At 63.6% G+C, this 16695-nt stretch carries 16 protein-coding genes; 7 read left to right on the plus strand and 9 right to left on the minus strand.

Features of this window, described 5'->3' with window-relative positions; genetic code table 11:
* Positions 1-18 precede the first annotated feature (18 nt).
* Both nadD and ATY02_RS32630 read right to left on the minus strand, forming a co-directional pair.
* The gene (nadD, locus tag ATY02_RS32625) at positions 19-663 is read right to left on the minus strand and encodes a nicotinate-nucleotide adenylyltransferase (RefSeq protein WP_068579553.1); all 645 of its coding nucleotides are present in this window, start codon (positions 661-663) and stop codon (positions 19-21) included.
* Positions 663-1928, minus strand: coding sequence for a glutamate-5-semialdehyde dehydrogenase (locus tag ATY02_RS32630; RefSeq protein WP_068579550.1), 1266 nt, complete (start codon positions 1926-1928; stop codon positions 663-665). Before ATY02_RS32630 ends, nadD begins: the two co-directional genes overlap by 1 nt.
* 165 nt (positions 1929-2093) lie before the next feature.
* On the opposite strand from ATY02_RS32630, the gene ATY02_RS32635 reads away from it, so the two are divergent.
* Together ATY02_RS32635 and ATY02_RS32640 are read left to right on the plus strand one after the other, a co-directional pair.
* Positions 2094-2780 carry a DNA-3-methyladenine glycosylase gene (locus tag ATY02_RS32635; protein WP_068579547.1) on the plus strand — a complete coding sequence of 229 codons (687 nt, stop codon included), beginning with the start codon at positions 2094-2096 and terminating at the stop codon, positions 2778-2780.
* A 38-nt stretch (positions 2781-2818) separates the two neighbouring features.
* Positions 2819-4135: a bifunctional DedA family/phosphatase PAP2 family protein gene (locus ATY02_RS32640; RefSeq protein ID WP_068579543.1), complete on the plus strand. Its 1317-nt coding sequence runs from the start codon at positions 2819-2821 to the stop codon at positions 4133-4135.
* 19 nt (positions 4136-4154) lie between these two features.
* Here ATY02_RS32640 and ATY02_RS32645 read toward each other — a convergent pair whose 3' ends face one another.
* Genes ATY02_RS32645 through ATY02_RS32655 form a run of 3 tightly spaced genes read right to left on the minus strand, consistent with a single transcriptional unit; the run spans position 4155 to position 5832 of the window.
* Positions 4155-4745 (minus strand): LON peptidase substrate-binding domain-containing protein, encoded by a 591-nt coding sequence (locus tag ATY02_RS32645; protein WP_068579540.1) that lies wholly within the window; start codon positions 4743-4745, stop codon positions 4155-4157.
* Positions 4746-4756: 11 nt separating this feature from the next.
* Complete coding sequence (locus tag ATY02_RS32650) at positions 4757-5473, minus strand: LrgB family protein (RefSeq protein WP_068579536.1); 717 nt, start codon at positions 5471-5473, stop codon at positions 4757-4759.
* Positions 5470-5832 (minus strand): CidA/LrgA family protein, encoded by a 363-nt coding sequence (locus tag ATY02_RS32655; protein ID WP_068579533.1) that lies wholly within the window; start codon positions 5830-5832, stop codon positions 5470-5472. The genes ATY02_RS32650 and ATY02_RS32655 overlap by 4 nt, the downstream gene beginning before the upstream one ends.
* Positions 5833-6010: 178 nt before the next feature.
* On the opposite strand from ATY02_RS32655, the gene ATY02_RS32660 reads away from it, so the two are divergent.
* The 3 genes from ATY02_RS32660 to ATY02_RS32670 all read left to right on the plus strand — a co-directional run bounded on the left by ATY02_RS32660 (position 6011) and on the right by ATY02_RS32670 (position 8957).
* The gene (locus ATY02_RS32660; protein ID WP_068579530.1) at positions 6011-6466 is read left to right on the plus strand and encodes a MaoC family dehydratase; all 456 of its coding nucleotides are present in this window, start codon (positions 6011-6013) and stop codon (positions 6464-6466) included.
* A 102-nt stretch (positions 6467-6568) separates the two neighbouring features.
* Positions 6569-8287 (plus strand): C13 family peptidase, encoded by a 1719-nt coding sequence (locus ATY02_RS32665; RefSeq protein ID WP_068579527.1) that lies wholly within the window; start codon positions 6569-6571, stop codon positions 8285-8287.
* A 28-nt stretch (positions 8288-8315) separates the two neighbouring features.
* On the plus strand, positions 8316-8957 hold the full coding sequence (locus tag ATY02_RS32670) for an oxidoreductase (RefSeq protein WP_068579524.1): 642 nt from the start codon (positions 8316-8318) through the stop codon (positions 8955-8957).
* A 47-nt stretch (positions 8958-9004) separates the two neighbouring features.
* Here ATY02_RS32670 and ATY02_RS32675 read toward each other — a convergent pair whose 3' ends face one another.
* The 4 genes from ATY02_RS32675 to ATY02_RS32690 form a co-directional block, all read right to left on the minus strand.
* Entirely contained in the window at positions 9005-9292 is a 288-nt protein-coding gene (locus ATY02_RS32675) for a YceK/YidQ family lipoprotein (protein ID WP_068579522.1), read from the minus strand.
* Positions 9285-9917, minus strand: coding sequence for a flavin prenyltransferase UbiX (ubiX, locus tag ATY02_RS32680; RefSeq protein ID WP_068579519.1), 633 nt, complete (start codon positions 9915-9917; stop codon positions 9285-9287). Before ubiX ends, ATY02_RS32675 begins: the two co-directional genes overlap by 8 nt.
* Positions 9914-11263, minus strand: coding sequence for a UDP-N-acetylmuramate:L-alanyl-gamma-D-glutamyl-meso-diaminopimelate ligase (gene mpl, locus ATY02_RS32685; RefSeq protein WP_068579516.1), 1350 nt, complete (start codon positions 11261-11263; stop codon positions 9914-9916). The genes ubiX and mpl overlap by 4 nt, the downstream gene beginning before the upstream one ends.
* A 119-nt stretch (positions 11264-11382) precedes the next feature.
* Positions 11383-13305 (minus strand): sigma-54-dependent Fis family transcriptional regulator, encoded by a 1923-nt coding sequence (locus tag ATY02_RS32690; protein ID WP_068579514.1) that lies wholly within the window; start codon positions 13303-13305, stop codon positions 11383-11385.
* Positions 13306-13687: 382 nt separating this feature from the next.
* Here ATY02_RS32690 and ATY02_RS32695 point away from each other — a divergent pair, with 382 nt between their 5' ends.
* Both ATY02_RS32695 and eutH read left to right on the plus strand, forming a co-directional pair.
* Positions 13688-15208 carry an aldehyde dehydrogenase family protein gene (locus tag ATY02_RS32695; RefSeq protein ID WP_068595430.1) on the plus strand — a complete coding sequence of 507 codons (1521 nt, stop codon included), beginning with the start codon at positions 13688-13690 and terminating at the stop codon, positions 15206-15208.
* Positions 15209-15403: 195 nt separating this feature from the next.
* The gene (eutH, locus tag ATY02_RS32700; RefSeq protein ID WP_068579677.1) at positions 15404-16684 is read left to right on the plus strand and encodes an ethanolamine utilization protein EutH; all 1281 of its coding nucleotides are present in this window, start codon (positions 15404-15406) and stop codon (positions 16682-16684) included.
* Positions 16685-16695 lie beyond the last annotated feature (11 nt).

Genomic DNA, 16695 nt, shown 5'->3' on the forward strand with positions numbered 1-16695 from the left:
TGGGCCGGCAGCATTCCTTCAGTTCGGCGCACGGTAAAGTCCGTGAGCATCGATATAGGCCAGGACCGCGTCAGGCACCAGGAAACGTACCGACTTACCGCTGGCCAGCAGTTGACGGATCTGGGTGGCAGACACCGCGAGCGGTGTCTGCCAGACGAATGCAATATGTCCCCCCGGCCCTGCCAGGGCCAGCGGATCGCTCACCGAGCGGGCCGCCAACAGGTTGCGCAGGGCATCCGGCGGCTCGCTATCGGCATCCGGGCGTTGCAGCACCAGGATGTGGCAATGCTGGAGCAACTCCTCCCAGCGATGCCAGGTGGGCAGGCCGCAAAATGCGTCCCAGCCCAACAGCAGGAACAACTGGTCGTCAGCAGCCAGTTCGGCACGCATCTGCTCCAGTGTGTCTATGGTGTAGGACGGTTTGTCCCGTTTCAGCTCACGGTCGTCCACCACCAGGGGTGAGACGCCCGCCACCGCACGCTCGACCATCGCCAGACGATCGAGCGCCGACACCTGCGGTGTATCCCGATGAGGCGGCCTGGCACTGGGTGCCAGGCGCAGCTCGTCGAGTCGCATGGATTCGGCCACTTCCAGTGCGCCACGCAGGTGGCCGATATGCACTGGATCGAAGGTGCCACCCAGCAGGCCGATACGTTTGCCCATCAAGTACGCACGTGACCGTCGCCGAACACCACATACTTCTCGCTGGTCAGGCCTTCCAGGCCCACAGGACCACGGGCGTGCAGCTTGTCGGTGGAAATGCCGATCTCCGCGCCCAGGCCATACTCGAAACCATCGGCGAAACGCGTCGAGGCATTGACCATCACCGAACTGGAGTCCACCTCGTTGAGGAAGCGCCGGGCATCGGTGAAGTTCTCGGTGACGATGGAGTCGGTATGGTGCGAACCATAGGTATTGATGTGCTCGATGGCCTGCTCCAGGCCATCCACTACACGAATCGAGAGGATCGGCGCGGTGTACTCGGTACGCCAGTCTTCTTCGGTGGCTTCCAGTACATCGGCCCCAAGGATCGACCGGGTCTGCTCGCAGCCTCGCAGTTCGACACCCTTGTCGCGATAGATCGCGGCCAAAGGCGGCAGGACGCGCTCGGCGATAGCCCCGTGAACCAGCAGCGTCTCCATGGTGTTGCACGGAGCGTAGCGCTGGGTCTTGGCGTTGTCGGCGATACGAATGGCCTTGTCCAGGTCCGCTGCCACATCGATGAACACGTGGCAGACCCCATCCAGATGCTTGATCACCGGCACCCTGGCATCGCGGCTGACCCGTTCGATCAGGCTCTTGCCGCCACGAGGCACGATCACGTCGACGAACTCGGGCATGGTGATCAACGCGCCGACCGCTGCGCGGTCGGTGGTTTCCACCACCTGCACCACAGGGGCTGGCAGCTCGGCCGCCGCCAACCCCTGCTGGATGCAGGTGGCGATGGCGCGATTGGAATGAATGGCTTCGGAGCCACCACGCAGGATGGTGGCGTTACCGGACTTCAGGCACAGGGCCGCCGCGTCGATGGTCACGTTGGGACGCGATTCGTAGATGATGCCGATCACACCCAACGGCACACGCATCTTGCCCACCTGGATCCCTGAAGGCAGGTAGCGCATGTCACGGATTTCACCGATGGGGTCAGGCAGCTTGGCCACCTGGCGCAAGCCTTCGATCATCTCGTCGATGCGCGCGGGAGTCAGTGCCAGGCGGTCCAGCAGGGCCGGCTCCAGACCATTGGCCCGACCATTGGCCAGGTCCTGTTCGTTGGCCGCGGCCAGTTCCGGTCGCGCGGCGTCCAGCGCATCGGCGGCCGCCAGCAGCGCACGGTTCTTCTGCGCGGTGGTGGCACGGGCGATGACCCGGGAAGCTTGGCGGGCAGCGCGACCCAAACGGGTCATGTAGTCAAGAACGGACTCAGTCATGGTCTGGTGTGGTCTTGGCAAAGAGGAAAGCGGCTGATTATAGCTGTCGCGCCCGCCCACGGACAGCGGTCACGGGCGGATGGTCGAAATACTCGCAGTTCAGCCTGAATTAAGCCTGGAGTTGTTATCATCCCGGCACTTTTCTGACCACATCTCATCACCACCATGTCCATCCTGACCTCTGCGAAACTGCCCAAAGCCCTGCCTGATGGCTTTTTCGACCGTGATGCTCAGCTCCTGGCCCGTGAGCTGCTGGGCAAGGTCATCCGCCATAAAGTCGGCGACCTGTGGTTGTCCGTGCGCATTATCGAGACTGAAGCCTATTACTGCGAGGAAAAAGGCAGCCATGCCTCCCTCGGCTTCACAGAAAAACGTAAGGCGTTGTTTCTGGATGGCGGCCACATCTATATGTACTACGCCCGGGGCGGCGACTCATTGAACTTCAGCGCCCAAGGCCCGGGCAACGCCGTGCTGATAAAGTCCGCCTACCCCTGGGTCGACGAGATTTCCGGCCCTGCCAGCCTGGCGCAAATGCAACTGAACAACCCGGACGCCAGCGGCCAGCCGCGCCCCTGGCAGAAGCTCTGCGCCGGCCAGACCCTGCTATGCAAGGCCCTCGGCCTGAAAGTCCCAGTATGGGATGCGAAACGCTTCGATCACGAAGCCCTCTTTGTCGAGAATGTCGGTGCCGCCGTACCGCAGATCATCCAAAGCACCCGCCTGGGCATACCCAAGGGCCGCGATGAACACCTGATGTACCGTTTCGTCGACGCCGCCTACGCGCCGTACTGCACCCGGAACCCGTTGCGCCGGGGCCAGGTCGAGGGCCGCGACTACCTCATCCTCGGCTGACCCCATCACCGCTCGATACTGACAATGGAGTTGAATCTATGGGCCCATGGCTCGACAGCGTGACCGCCTGGCTAAGCGGCAACCCACAGTGGCTGGCAGCCGCGGTATTTATCGTCGCGTTCGTGGAGTGCCTGGCCATCGCCGGCCTGATCGTCCCCGGCACCGTACTGTTGTTCGCTATCGCGGTATTGGCAGGCAATGGCGCCTTGTCGTTGGGCGAGACCCTGCTGCTGGGCTTCGCCGCCGGCATCCTGGGCGATGTCACGTCCTACCTGCTGGGACGTCGCTTCCACCAGCGCATCCGCCGCTTGCCAGGGCTGCGCCAGCACCCTGAATGGATCAACGGCGCCGAAGCCTATTTCCAGCGCTATGGCATCGCCAGCCTGCTGGTCGGACGCTTCATCGGCCCCCTACGCCCAATGCTGCCGATGGTGGCGGGCATGTTCGACATGCCGTTCCCGCGGTTCTTCGCCGTCAGCCTGCTGGCTGCGGCAGGCTGGTCGGTGGCCTACCTGCTGCCCGGCTGGGCCACCGGCGCGGCCATTCGCCTGCCTCTGCCCGAAGGGTTCTGGCCCCAGGCCGGCGTGGTCATCGGCAGCCTCGCGGTATTGATCGGCCTGAGCGTCAACAGCAGCCTGCGTCGCCATCGCCGGGCGACCCTGTTGATGTCCGGCCTGAGCCTGGCGCTACTGCTGGGGCTGTTCATCGGCTACCCCTACCTGGCCCAGTTCGACCAGGGGCTGATAGCCCTGGTACAGGAACACCGCGACCCGGCACTGGACAGGATCATGGTGATGGTCACCCAGATCGGCGAGTTTCGCGCCATGTTCATCATCAGCGCGGCCCTGACCCTGTTGCTGGTGCTGCTGCGCCAGTGGCGCCATGCGTTGTTCGCCGGCGCCACGCTGCTGTGCACTGCACTGGCCAATACCGCCGGCAAGTGGTTCTTCGCCCGGATACGCCCGGAAGTGCTGAGCGAGCCGCTGGCCAGCTTCAGCATGCCCAGCGGTCACGCCTCCGGATCCTTTGCCCTGTTCCTGACCCTCGCGGTGCTGGCTGGCCGCGGTCAACCGCCGCGGATGCGCTTGACCTGGCTGCTGCTGGGCTGCCTGCCGGCAATGTCGATCGCCCTGTCACGGGTTTATCTGGGAGCTCATTGGCCGACCGACATTTTTGCCGGGGCAATGCTCGCAGCCTGCGTCTGTGCCGCCAGCCTGACCCTGGTCCAGTGGCAGGCCCCGCTCAAGCCGATGCCGGCCAAGGCCTGGTGGCTGGTGCTGCCAGTGATGGTGCTGCTGTGTGCCTTCATGTCGATGCGACATTTGCCGCAAGCGCTGCTGCGCTACGCCTATTGAGTCGCCGGGAGGGTGTGGCTCAGGCGAAGAGCTCACCTTGCAACTCATCCAATAGCAGTTGAATGGCATCCAGACGCTGCTGTGGATCGTCCAGTTGCAGCAGATCGATCTTGTCCAGCTCGGAAAAGGGCAACAGGTACGCCAGTTGATTGGCCAGTGACTGTTGCCCTGCGGCCTCGACGCCCATGTCCAGGGCCTCGACCATCGGATGCTCGGCCAGGGCCTTGAGCAGCGCCACCAGGTCGGCGTCGTCTTCCTTCAATGGCTGCTCCGCCGCCTCATCCAGCCAGCGGACCTGGGCCACGACCAACTGATCCTTCTGCACCTCGCTACCAAGGACACGAAAGCGCCGCCCGCCCTTGACCCGAATGCCCAGCAAGCCATTGTCCTGCTGGTGGAAGTCGGTAATCAGTGCCTCGCAACCTACCTGGGCATAACCTGGGGCAGCCACACCAGTTTCCGCGCCCTCCAGGATGCACACCACACCGAACCCGCTCCCCTGCTTCATGCAGCGGCCGATCATGTCCAGGTAGCGAGCTTCGAAGATCTGCAAGTCCAGAATGCAGCCGGGAAACAGCACGGTATTCAAGGGGAACAGCGGCAGACTCATGACATCCATCCTCAAACCAGCAACGACACCGCCAATGGCAGCAGGACTGCCGTGGCCACGCCCATCAGACTCATCGCCAGCGCGGCAAAGGCGCCGCACTCCTCACTTTCTTGCAGGGCCACCGACGTGCCCACGGCGTGTGCCGTCATGCCCAGCGCCATGCCCCGGGCCTCGGGTGCCCGGACTCCCAGACGATCGAGCAGGCCGGGGCCGAAAATCGCACCAATCACGCCCGTGATCAGCACGAACACCGCGGCCAGTGCCGCTACCCCGCCGATCTGCTCGGCCACCAGCATGGCGATCGGTGAGGTAACCGACTTGGGTGCCATGGTCATGAGGATCATGTGCTCGGCACCGAACCACCACCCAAGCAACACGCCCAGGCTAGTGGCCAGAACCCCACCCACCACCAGCGTAGTAAATATCGGCCAGAACAACTGGCGGATACGTCGCAGGTTGAGGTACAGCGGCACCGCCAGGGCGACTGTAGCCGGCCCCAGGAGAATGCTCAGGATCTCGGTGCTCTTGCGGTACTCGGCATAGCTCAACCCACAACCGAGCAGTACCCCGATCACCAGCAGCATCGATACCAGCACCGGCTGCAGGAACATCCAGCGAGTCTTTTCGAATGCCGCCAGCACCAGTTGATAGGCCCCGAGGGTGATACCGATGCCAAACAGCGGATGGTGGATGACCGCGGCCCAGGCCCCCTGCCAATCGAAACTCATGGGCGCTCCTCCCGGCGAGCCTGGCGCTTGACCAGGCGCTGCATCAGCACTCCGGCAAAGGCCATGGAAAGCACCAGCGACAGCACCAGCGCCCCGGCGATGGCCCAGAAGTCCGCAGCGATATCCCGGGCGTAGACCATCACCCCGACAGCAGGCGGTACCAGCAACAGTGGTAGATAACGCAACAGACTGCCGGCCGCCTGGTTCAACGGCTCGCCCACTTCACCGCGCACGACCAGGAACACCAGCAGCAATAGCAGGCCGATGATCGGCCCCGGCAATACGGGCAACAGCAGATGATTGAGCGCCGTCCCGAGCAGTTGGAACAGCACCAGCCATGTCAAACCGCGTAACAACATACCGCCCTCTCCAGCCAGATCCCGTCGCGCATTATAAGCACGCAGGCGCGATGAACCGGCATTCGCCAAAAGCATGGATCTTTACCGAGCCGGATCACCATGATGATCTACAGTGGAAGTTTCGGACCGTGAAACACCGCATCGATCACCAAAAATCGTTGAACCAAGGAGAGTGTCAATGCCCTATGTTCCTGTTGCAGAGCTCAAGGATTATGTTGGAAAGGAACTGGGTCGTTCCGCATGGCTCACTATCGACCAGGAGCGTATCAACCTGTTTGCCGAAGCCACCGGTGACTTCCAGTTCATTCACGTCGACCCGGCCAAGGCCGCACAGACGCCATTTGGCAGCACCATCGCCCACGGTTTCCTGACCCTGTCGCTGATTCCGAAGCTGATGGAGGACATCCTGGTACTGCCCCAGGGGCTGAAAATGGCGATCAACTATGGCCTGGACAGCGTGCGTTTCATCCAGCCGGTGAAGGTCGACTCCAAGGTGCGGCTCAAGGTCGACCTGGTGGACGCGACCGAGAAGAAACCCGGCCAATGGCTGCTCAAGGCCAGCGTCACCCTGGAAATCGAAGGCCAGGAAAAACCGGCCTATATCGCTGAGCCCCTGTCACTCTGCTTCGTCTGATGCACCCCTGAGCGAAACGCATCACGCTGTTTCGCTCAGGCTCTCTATATATAAGGCACACGGCTACGGCATACTCGGACCCCTAATCATCCGGAACCCGTTATGCGCCCATTTGTCCCCCTGGTTTTGACCCTCCTGCTCAGCGCTTGCGGTGATGGCGAATCACTGTTGCCGCCCGATGCCCGCCTACCGGATGGCGGACGCTATCGTGGCGACCTGGTCAACGGTCTGTTGCAGGGCCAGGGCCGCATCGACTACCCCAATGGCAGCTGGTATGCCGGTCAGTTCGACAAGGGGCAATGGCACGGGCAAGGGGAATGGCACGGTAGCAACGGCGAAGTCTACCGAGGCCTGTTCCAGCAAGGGTTATTCCATGGGCAAGGCACCCTGACCACCAAGAACAGCAGCTACAGTGGCGGCTTCAAGCTCGGGCGCCGTGACGGCGAAGGCACCCTCAAAGAAGACGGCATGACCTATCGGGGCGAGTTCAAGGCCGACCTGTATTCGGGCCTGGGGCGCCTGGAACTGGACGACGGCAGCCAGTACCAGGGCCAGTTCGCCAAGGGCAAGCCCAATGGCGAAGGCCAGCGCAGCGACTCCAGCGGCAACCAGTTCAGCGGCCACTTCGTCGACGGTCAACTCGAAGGCAATGGCACGTTCAACAGTGCCGAAGGCGATATCTACGTCGGCGGTTTCAAGCACAACCAGCTCAATGGCAAAGGCCGCTATGAAAACTCCGACGGCGATGTATGGATCGGTCAGTTCAAGGACGGAGCCTTGGGCGGCAAGGGTGAGCTGATCGGCGCCGATGGCAGCCACTACCTCGGTACCTTCAGCGACTGGCGTTTCAGCGGCGAGGGGCGCCTGAACCTCAGCGATGGCAGCTTCTATGTCGGTGGATTCGACAGCGACAACTATCAGGGGCACGGGGTCCTGGTGCTACGCGACGGCAGCGTGCAAAGCGGTGTGTGGAACAACGGCCTGCGGGTTCGCGATGCCGATGGCAAGCTGCTCCCCGACCCCCTGGAAACGGCCCTGCTGAACCAGGGCCGCCTACTCAAGGAAGCCCTCGATGCCGTGCCGGCCTCGACCCCAGCCATCGAGCTCTACAGCCTGACCCTGGCCGGCGATGGCAAGCAGAGCGTATTCCTGCGTGAAGCCGACTATGTCAGCAACATGCTCGCCAGCCGTTTCGGCGCCTATGGCCAGATCCGCCTGGTGAACCACCGCGACCACATGATGAACCGCCCCATGGCCACCCGGGAAAACCTGCGCCGCGCGGCCCAGGTCCTGGCCGAACGCAGCGGTCCCGAAGACCTGGTATTCATCTACCTCACCAGCCACGGCACCAGCGAACATGAACTGGTGCTCGACCAACCACGCCTGGAGCTGGCCGACCTGCCCGCCGACGAGTTGGCCAATGCCCTGGCGCCCTTGAAGAATCGCGACAAGATCGTGGTCATCTCGGCTTGCTACTCTGGCGGTTTCATCCCGGCCCTCAAGGATGAACGAACCCTGGTCATGACCGCCTCAAAGGCGGACCGGGTATCCTTCGGCTGCTCGGAAGAAGCCGACTTCACCTACTTCGGAGACGCCCTGTTCGCCCAGGCGCTGAACCAGACCGATGACCTGGAGCACGCCTTCATGCTGGCCAAGGCGAGCGTGGCCGAGCGCGAGCAGGCGGACAACTTCGACCCGTCCGAGCCACAGATCTGGGCCCCCAAGGGGGTCATCGCCCACTGGCAGCAACTACGCAAGCAGCAGGCACGAAAAGCCCTGCAGAGTGTCTCTATCAGCAGCAAGGAAGCACAAGGCAACTAAGCTGGAACAGTATCAAGGGGGAATGACTATGTACTTGACGCCACAGCACATCCTGCTCGCCGGCGCCTCTGGCCTGACCGGGGAGCAATTGCTCGACCGCCTGCTCAACGAGCCCACCATCAGCCGGGTCCTAGCCCCCAGCAGGCGCCCATTGAGCGAGCACCCACGACTGGAAAACCCGGTCGGCGACCCTGCAACCGTCCTGCCGCAGCTGACCGGCAAGGTGGAAATCGCCTTTTGCTGCCTGGGCACCACCATCAAGCAAGCCGGCTCCGAAGCCGCCTTTCGCGCCGTGGACCTGGACCTGGTCGTGACTTTCGCCAAGCGCGCCCTGGAAATGGGTGCACGACACCTGGTTGTGGTCAGCGCCCTGGGCGCCGACCCCAAGTCGTCGATTTTCTACAACCGGGTCAAGGGCGAGATGGAAGAGGCGCTGAAGCGCCAGGGCTGGCCGCAATTGACCATCTGCCGGCCTTCCCTATTGCTCGGAGACCGGGTCGAACCGCGTCTTGGCGAGCAGTTGGTCGGTCCACTATCGCGGCTGATCCCGGGCAAGTACCGCGGCATCGAAGCCTGCCAGTTGGCTCGAGCCATGTGGCGCCTGGCCCTGGAAGAACAGAGTGGCACCCGGGTGGTGGAGTCCGACGAGTTGCGCAAGCTGGGCAAATGATCGGCTGCGCCAGGCAAGCTCCGCAGGAGGCGGCCTGGCAACTCTCCCTACAACCCGCCGGTAGCCCTGAACCCCACGCCCAACACCGTCAGCACCGACAGCGGCAAGAGCAACGTATCGAGCACAGCGCTGGCCGGCAGGTCCAGGCCCGGATACCCCGGCGCCTCGGCACCAAAGCGATCCAGGGGACAACATCCGCCCTGCAGGGCATACAGATCCAGGCGCGTCCCCGAGTACACCACCGCAGCCCCGGGCTTCGCCGCATCCAGGGTCCGGGCCGTGGCGCAGCCGCCCAACTGCAGGGCCGCCAACAGCAAAGGCAGGGCTTTACTCATCGCTGCTCAAATGATGCTCGCCCCAACGGGGCAGCATGTCCTGGGGGATATTCAGCAGGTTGAGAATTCGCGCCACCACGAAGTCCACCAGGTCATCGATGGTCTGGGGCTGGTGATAGAAACCCGGCGAGGCCGGCAGGATGGTCACGCCCAGGTTCGACAGCTTGAGCATGTGCTCCAGGTGAATACTGGAGTACGGCGCCTCGCGCGGCACCAGGATCAGCTGACGGCGCTCCTTGAGCGTAACGTCCGCAGCCCGTTCGATCAGGTTATTGCAGGCGCCGGTGGCAATCGCCGACAGGGTGCCGGTAGAGCAAGGCACCACCACCATCGCGGCCGGTGAGCCGGAGCCCGAAGCCACCGGCGACATCCAGTCCTCCTTGCCGTAGACCCGGATCTGCCCCGCCGCCGCCCCGGTGTACTCGGTCAGGAACGCCTGCATCAGCTGCGGCTTGGCCGGTAGGGTGACATCGGTCTCGGTGGCCATCACCAACTGCGCGGCCTTGGAGATCAGGAAATGCACTTCCCGGTCCTCGCGGACCAGGCAGTCGAGCAGGCGCAGGCCATATTGCGCGCCGGACGCCCCGGTCATGGCCAGGGTGATGCGTTCCGGGCCGTTGCTCATTGCAGCGCCTCGGCCAGCTTGCCGTGCAGGCCGCCAAAGCCGCCATTGCTCATGATCACCACCTGGGTCCCGGGCTTGGCCTGGCTCTTCACTCGCTCGATGATGCCGTCCAGCGAATCGCTGACGATCGACGGCACCGTGCACTGGGCCGCCGTGGCCGCCAGGTCCCAGCCCAGGTTGGGTGGCGCGTACCAGATCACCTGGTCGGCCTGGTTGACGCTTTCCGGCAGGCCGTCGCGGTGGGCGCCCAACTTCATGGAGTTGGAGCGCGGCTCGATGATGGCAATCACCGGCGCCTCGCCGACGCGCTTGCGCAAGCCATCCAGGGTGGTGGCGATGGCCGTCGGGTGGTGGGCGAAGTCATCGTAGATGGTCACGCCATGCACCTGGGCGACTTTCTCCATGCGCCGCTTCACACTCTTGAAAGCGCTCAGCGCAGCGATGCCCATGGCCGGCACCACGCCCACATGACGGGCCGCGGCCAGGGTCGCCAAGGCGTTGGCGACGTTATGCTGGCCGGTCAGTTCCCACTCGACCACGCCCTGGCTCACACCCTCGAACAGCACTTCGAAGGCCGAGCCGTCTTCGCTGTGCAGCTTGACCTGCCACTGGCCGCCGGCGCCGGTGGTCTGCACCGGGGTCCAGCAACCCATCTCGATCACCCGCTGCAAGGCGGGCTCGGTGGTGGGATGGATCACCAGGCCTTCGCTGGGGATAGTCCGCACCAAGTGGTGGAACTGCCGCTCGATGGCCGCCAGGTCCGGGAAGATATCCGCATGGTCGAATTCGAGGTTGTTGAGGATCGCGGTGCGCGGACGGTAATGGACGAACTTCGAGCGCTTGTCGAAGAACGCGCTGTCGTACTCGTCGGCCTCGATCACGAAGAACGGCGTGCCGCCCAGGCGGGCCGAGACCGCGAAGTTCTGCGGCACGCCGCCGATCAAAAAGCCCGGGCTCATCCCGGCATGCTCCAGCACCCAGGCCAGCATGCTGCTGGTGGTGGTCTTGCCATGGGTGCCGGCCACCGCCAGTACCCAACGCCCTTGCAGCACATGGTCCGCCAGCCATTGCGGGCCGGACACATAGGGCAAGCCCTTGTTCAACACATATTCCACCGCCGGGTTGCCCCGGGACATGGCGTTGCCGATCACCACCAGGTCCGGTGCGGGGTCCAGCTGGGCCGGATCATAACCCTGGGTCAGCTCGATGCCCTGGGCTTGCAGCTGGGTGCTCATCGGCGGATAGACGTTGGCGTCGGAGCCGGTGACGTGGTGGCCGAGTTCTTTGGCCAAAACCGCCATCGACCCCATGAAAGTGCCGCAGATACCGAGAATATGGATGTGCATAGTCGACCTCATAAAACATCGGCGCAGGGTAGCCTAGAGGGCTGCAATTCGCACCCTTTAGCTGACGGGGAGATCCAGCCACGGCCTGACGCCATGGCTGGTCGGAAACAAGCGAAGGCTCAGCGCGCGATACTGTGCTTGCGCAGCTTTCTATACAGGGTGTTGCGGCTGATCCCCAACTGCTCGGCGGTGTGGGTCATGTGCCAGCGCTGCTGCTCCAGCGCTGCCAGCAGGGCCACCCGTTCGGCATCCTCAAGAGGCCGCTCCGGCTGATCATCGAGGGGTTCGCTGGGCGCTATCGGGCGGTGGCCCTGGCGAATCAGCGGTGGCAGGTCCTGCACACCGATCCGACCGTCCTCGCACAGCGCCGCCAAGGTCCGCAGTACGTTTCGCAATTGCCGCACGTTACCCGGCCAGGAGTAGGCCAGCAGGTTCTGGCGCGCCGCCTCGTCCAGCACCACCGGTTGCGAGCCCGCCTCTTCGGCCAGGAGAAAATCCAGCAACTGGGACTTGTCGCTGCGCTCGCGCAAGGCTGGCAGGGCAATCTCCAGGCCATTGAGCCGGTAGTACAGGTCTTCGCGAAAACTACCGTCGCCGACTCGCTCCAGCAGGTTGCGGTGGGTGGCGCTGATGATCCGGACATTGACCGATTGCGGCTCGCCTCCGATCGGCACCACCAGTCGATCCTCCAGCACCCTCAGCAAACGAGTCTGCAAGGCCAGGGGCATGTCACCGATTTCATCGAGGAACAAAGTACCGCCATCGGCCTGTTGCAACTTGCCGCGCATGCCTTCCTTGCGTGCCCCGGTGAAACTGCCACCGCGATAACCGAACAGTTCGCTCTCGATCAGGCTCTCCGGAATGGCCGCGCAGTTGAGGGCGACGAAGGCCTTGTCCGCCCGGGCACTGGCCTGGTGCACGGCCTTGGCGAAGGCCTCTTTGCCCGAGCCGGTCTCACCATTGATCAGCAGCGGCACGTCGCGCTCGAAGACCCGCGATGCCCGGCGAAAATCGCCTTGCAGGCCAGCATCGCCAAGGCAGATGCCCGAAGCCTTAGGCACCGCCACATTCGCCGGGGCTCGCAGCATGGGTTGTACAACGGCAGGTGGCGCGCCTCGCAGCAGGGCGAACAAATGCCGCCCATCCCGGGTGCGTAATGGCCAACTGGCACTGGCGTTCAGGCTGGCGCGCCCGAACAGCTCGTCCAGGGAGCACTCGAAGAAACTGTCCACCGGCTTGCCCAACAGGCCGCCGCGGATATGCCCCAGCAGGTTCAGCGCACTCTGGTTCACCGCGCAGATCCGTCCTTCGCCGTCGAAGGCCAGCAGACCCTCGCTGAACAGGCCCACCGATTCGGCCTGCAAATGAAAGCGTAGCAACCACTGGTTCTCGAAGTAACGCAGGAAGTAGCAACTCTCGATCATCTTCGCCGAGAGGTTGACCATGGCCATGGTGTGGAACTGGCTCTGGCGGGAAACATCCTGGCGAGCCGACGACACATCCAGCACCGCCAGCAACTCGCCATGGGGATCGAACACCGGACTGGCCGAACAGGTCAGGCCGGTGTGCCGTCCACGAAAATGCTCGCCCTGATGAATCGTCAGCGACTGGCGCTCGACCAGGCAGGTACCGATACCGTTGGTGCCCTCCCGGGCCTCGCTCCAGTCAGCCCCCAGCCACAACCCGGCATGTTCGAAGATCTTGCGCTCGCTGGGAGCGGTGATGCAGTTGAGGATCACCCCACGGGCATCGGTCAGCAGTACCGCATGGCCAGCGCCAGACAATTGCTGGTGCAGGTTGGCCATTTCGGTGCCGGCGATCTGCAGGACATCCTTCAAGCGCTCCCGGCTCTCCAGCAGGCGACCGTGCTCGAGCACCGTGGGGGCCATGGAAAGAGCCGGGTCGAGGTGATAGTCCTCCAGGCAGCGCAACCAGGAGCGGGCGATGGAAGGATCGCTGCCGGGCCCCTGCAGATGAGCCTTGCCCCGGGCGACCGTCAGCACTTGCTGGGCATGGCGGGTGAGATGATTACTGCTGTGCATTTCTTATTGTTCTCCTGCTGTGCTGTCACACGCGGGCGCGATCCTGCGCCACCGAAGGTCTGGAGATCAGGGTCCATCGACGAAAACACCGATGGGCCGACGGATTTGTCCGACAGGATTCGACATTCGAGCCAGCATCCTCCAGGCGTCGTCGCATTGCAACGCCAGCTTGTCCCCTGAGCCACAGCTTGTGCCATCCAGGTTACAAACTGTCACTCAATGCTGCGCCAGATTTGTCACACGCCAGGGACCGACAGCCCCTGCTACCTGCGCAAACGCTTGATTCACATGGCTCGCGCTACGCTGGCCCGGGCTTTGCTCTACGCTTGCCATGCGCTACAGCGCGTCCTCCCCCATAAGCATAAAAGCCAGGAGATACCCCATGCGTTACGCACACCCCGGTACTGAAGGCGCTATCGTTTCGTTCAAGAGCAAGTACGGTAACTACATCAACGGCGAATTCGTCGCGCCCATCAAAGGCCAGTACTTCACCAACACCTCGCCGGTGAACGGCAAGCCGATTGCCGAATTCCCGCGCTCCACTGCCGAAGACATCGAAAAAGCCCTGGACGCCGCCCATGCCGCCGCCGATGCCTGGGGCGCGACCTCGGTCCAGGCCCGCTCGCTGATCCTGCTGAAGATCGCCGACCGCATCGAGCAGAACCTCGAACTGCTGGCCATCACCGAAACCTGGGACAACGGCAAGGCCGTACGCGAGACCCTGAACGCCGACATCCCCCTGGCCGCCGACCATTTCCGCTACTTCGCTGGCTGCCTGCGGGCCCAGGAAGGCAGCGCCGCCGAGATCGACGGCAACACCGTGGCCTACCACATCCATGAGCCACTGGGCGTGGTCGGCCAGATCATCCCGTGGAACTTCCCGATCCTGATGGCCGCCTGGAAGCTGGCCCCGGCCCTGGCCGCCGGCAACTGCGTGGTGCTCAAGCCTGCCGAGCAGACCCCGCTGGGCATCACCGTGCTCATGGAAGTGATCGGCGACCTGCTGCCAAAAGGCGTGCTCAACGTGGTGCAAGGTTTCGGCCGCGAAGCCGGCGAGGCCCTGGCCACCAGCAAGCGCATCGCCAAGATCGCCTTCACCGGCTCGACCCCGGTGGGCTCGCACATCATGAAATGCGCCGCCGAGAACATCATCCCGTCCACCGTGGAGCTGGGCGGCAAGTCGCCGAACATCTTCTTCGAAGACATCATGCAGGCCGAGCCGAAGTTCATCGAGAAGGCCGCCGAAGGCCTGGTGCTGGCGTTCTTCAACCAGGGTGAAGTCTGCACCTGCCCATCCCGCGCCCTGGTGCAGGAGTCGATCTACGACGAATTCATGCAGGCGGTGATGAAGAAGATCGAGCAGATCAAGCGTGGCGACCCGCTGGACACCGACACCATGGTCGGCGCCCAGGCTTCCGAACAACAGTTCGACAAGATCCTGTCCTACCTCGACATCGCCAAGAACGAAGGTGCGCAGCTGCTCACCGGCGGCAAGGTGGAGAAACTCGAAGGCGACCTGGCAACCGGCTACTACATCCAGCCGACCCTGCTCAAGGGCACCAACAAGATGCGCGTATTCCAGGAAGAAATCTTCGGCCCAGTGGTGAGCATCACCACCTTCAAGGACGAAGCCGAGGCCCTGGCGATCGCCAACGACACCGAGTTCGGCCTGGGGGCCGGGGTCTGGACCCGCGACATCAACCGCGCCTACCGCATGGGCCGTGGGATCAAGGCCGGTCGCGTGTGGACCAACTGCTACCACCTGTACCCGGCGCACGCCGCGTTCGGTGGCTACAAGAAATCCGGCGTGGGCCGCGAGACCCACAAGATGATGCTCGACCACTACCAGCAGACCAAGAACCTGCTGGTGAGCTACGACATCAATCCGCTGGGCTTCTTCTGATCGACCCTCCCGGCGGCCCCAGGGTCGCCGGGAGTTTTTTCGCGGCCCTGCCGCACATCTATACCTTCGTGGTCCGGTGCCACTGGCTTGCCGGACGGGACGCTGCTGTCGGAAGTTCTGAGTCAACGACCTCGCGCGCACAGCCCCGGGCTCGAACAAGAGCCTTGAAAAACAATAAGACAAGGGAGCAAAGCAATGGACCAGATCGGCAACTACGTGCTCTACCTCATCATGCTCTGTGCCGTGCTCGGCGCCCTCGCTGCCATCTATGACAGCGATCGCGGGCTGGGCAAGGAGTTCATGGAAGGCATCCACGCCACGGGCTACATCTTCGTGCCGGCGGCAGGGATCATGGCTTCCATCCCCTATCTCACCGTATTGATCGAATCGGTCTTCGGGCCCTTCTTCGAATCCCTGGGCGCCGACCCGGCCCTGGCGGCGACGATGATCATCGCCTCGGACATGGGCGGCTACCACCTGGCCTCGGCCCTGGCGGCCAGCAAGGAAGCGCTGGTGATGGCGTTGATCACCGGCTTCATGGGTGGCGCCACCATCGTCTTCTCGATCCCCATGGGCCTGGCGATGCTCGACAAGCGCGACCACAAGTACATGGCCCTGGGGATCATGTCCGGCATCCTGACCATCCCGGTCGGGGTGATGGTGGCCAGCCTGATCCTGGCCTTCAGCAACCCGATGGTCCGCGAGCTGGTCAGCACCAACTCCGAGGCCAGCTACCAACTGGCCCTGGCCGTGGGTGGCCTGTTCGCCAACCTGCTGCCGATCCTGATCTTCGTCGTGGCCCTGGCCCTGGGCCTGCGGTTCCTGCCGGACCTGATGATCAAGGGCTTCATCATCTTCGGCCGGACCCTGGACGCAGTGATCAAGCTGGTACTGGTGGCCTCGATCGTCCAGCACTTCACCGGCGTGTTCACCACGGTCTTCGGCAGCTGGGGCTTCCACCCGATCATCGCCGACGCCGAGGACCAGACCCGCGCGCTGGAGACTGCCGGCTACATCGGCATCATGCTGGCCGGGGCCTTCCCCATGGTCTACCTGCTGCGCAAATACCTGGGCAAACCCCTGGAGAGCCTGGGTGGCAAGGTCGGCCTGAGCGCCGTGGGCAGCGCCGGCATGCTGGCCACCATCGCCAACATCCTGGCGATGTTCCGCCTGGTGCGCTACATGCCGCCAAAGGACAAGGTGATCAACATTGCCTTCGGCGTCTGCGCGGCGTTCCTGCTGGGCGACCACCTGTCCTTCACCGCCAACTTCCAGCCGACCATCATCCTGCCGGTGCTGATCGGCAAGCTCAGCGCCGGTTTCGTCGCGGTGGGCCTGGCCTACTGGCTGTCGGTGCCCAAGGCCCTGCAACTGGAAGCCCAGGACCGTGCGGCCGGGATCATCGCCGAGGGCGAGTACCTGGGCGATAGCGTGCAGGAAGCGCCAGTAGGGCCCGGGCAAAAGGCCACAGCCTAAGCCCGGCACGA

The organism is Pseudomonas sp. BIOMIG1BAC (assembly GCF_001705995.2).
GTDB lineage: Bacteria > Pseudomonadota > Gammaproteobacteria > Pseudomonadales > Pseudomonadaceae > Aquipseudomonas > Aquipseudomonas sessilinigenes.